This window comes from Ornithinibacter sp., assembly GCF_035443565.1.
Lineage (GTDB): Bacteria > Actinomycetota > Actinomycetes > Actinomycetales > Dermatophilaceae > Fodinibacter.
In genome coordinates this window covers 1-1,905 of the sequence record NZ_DAORSO010000288.1, presented here as the reverse complement: position 1 = coordinate 1,905, position 1,905 = coordinate 1, and the positions used below count along the sequence as shown (strand labels likewise).

1 pseudogene is annotated in these 1,905 nt (G+C 70.3%); it reads right to left on the bottom strand.

What is annotated here, in order from left to right:
• Window positions 1-1,871, bottom strand: a pseudogene (locus PLL68_RS14535) (NAD-glutamate dehydrogenase); the annotation flags it as partial.
• Window positions 1,872-1,905 lie beyond the last annotated feature (34 nt).

The following is a 1,905-nucleotide window of genomic DNA, read 5'->3' as shown; positions in this document are numbered from 1 at the left end:
CGCAGGCCGAAGTCGTAGACGTGCAGGCGCACCCCGTCGGCCCGCGAGATCTCGAACGGGTTCTCGTCGACGACCTCGACACCCATGTGGGTGAAGATCGGCAGGACATCGGTCAGCGAGAGCGGGTCGACCCGGAAGAGCTTGAAGCGTCGGATGGTGTCGGGCGCGTCCGACGGCCGGTAGAGGGCGACGCTGGTGCCGATGCCCTCACCGAGCCGGTCGAGGTGGGCGAGGTCGGCCACGCCCTGACGCACCGTGAAGGTCTCCTCGTAGGCGGTCGGGAACGCCCGACCGAAACGGTCGAGCAGCCGGTCGCCCTCCTCCTCGCCGTGCTCCGCGCGCAGCGCGTCACCGAGGCGGTCGGTCCACGTGCGGCTGACCTCGACGAGGCGCTGCTCGAGGAGGTCCTGCTCGGCGCGGTCGAGACGGCGGATCCGCTTGCCACGCTCGACGCGCACGACGAACTGCAACCGGGACAGGGCCGACTCGCTGACGCGCGCGGAGAACTCGACGGACTCCCCGCCGAAGGTGTCCTTGAGCAGGTCGGCCATCTTCATGCGAACGGCCGTGTTGTAGCGGTCACGCGGGATGTAGACCAGGCACGAGACGAAGCGGCCGAAGTCGTCCTCGCGGATGAACAGCTTGGTGCGGCGCCGCTCCTGCAGCTGGGTGACGGCCATCGTCGTCTCGTAGAGCTGCTCGACGCTGGCCTGGATCAGCTCGTCGCGCGGGTAGCTCTCGAGGACACCGAGGAGGTCCTTGCCGGTGTGGCTGTCGTGGGCCACGCCGGAGCGGTCGAGCACGCCCTGCACCTTCTCGGCGACGAGCGGCACCCGCAGCACCGACTCGGTGTAGGCCGTGGAGGCGTAGAGGCCGAGGAAGCGGCGCTCGCCGACCACGGTGCCGTCGTCGGTGTAGGCCTTGACCCCGACGTAGTCGAGGTGGGCCACGCGGTGCACGGTCGAGCGCGAGTTGGCCTTGGTCAGCACGAGGATGTTGGCCTCGTGGGCCTTGGCCGACGCCTCGGCGCTCAGCACCTCCGGTGCCTTGCCCAGCGGCGGGTCGGAGCGCAGCAGGCCCAGGCCCGAACCGGTGACGGGTTCGATGACCTCGCCGGCCTCGGTCTGGCGCAGGGTGTAGTCGCGGTAACCCAGGAAGGTGAAGTGGTTGTCGGCCATCCAGCGCAGGAACCTGATCGCGAGCGCCGTCTCGTCGGCGTCGATGCCCTCGGGCGGGGCGCCCTCGAGCTCGGCGGCGACGACGAGGGCCTTGGTGCGCATCTTCGGCCAGTCCTCGACGGCCTGGCGAACGTCCTCGAGGACGTGGCGCACGGTGCGCTCGAGCTCGTTCCTTCGCGCCTCGTCGCTCTCGCGGTCGACGGCGAGCAGCATCCAGGACTCGGCGACCTCGCCGACAGCACCCTTGGCGACCTTGCCGGTGGCGTCGCGGTCCAGCACCGCCTCGAGGCGGCCGACGGCGTCGCGGCTCACGATGAGCTGCGGGTGGACGATGAGGTGGATGTCGATGCCCGCGCCGACGAGGGCGCCGGTGACGGAATCGACCAGGAAGGGCATGTCGTCGGTGACGATCTGGATGACGGTTCGGGCGTTGGACCAGCCGTCGACCTCGGTCGTCGGGTTGTAGACCCGCACGTTCGCCACGCCGGGATGCCGGTCGCGCGCCAGGGCGAGGTGGCTGGCCGCCGCGCCGGCATAGATGTCGGGGGTGCGCGACGTGAGCTCGTCGAGGGGCACGTAGCGGAAGTAGCGCGTGACGAATTCGGCTCCCCCGCCGTCCGGTACCGCCTCCTCGAACGCTTCAGCGATCGGGGCGAGGACGTCCTCGCGGGTACGGGCCTGGGCGCTCGACATGGTGCGGTGGCACTCCTTGGTCACGACTCACCGG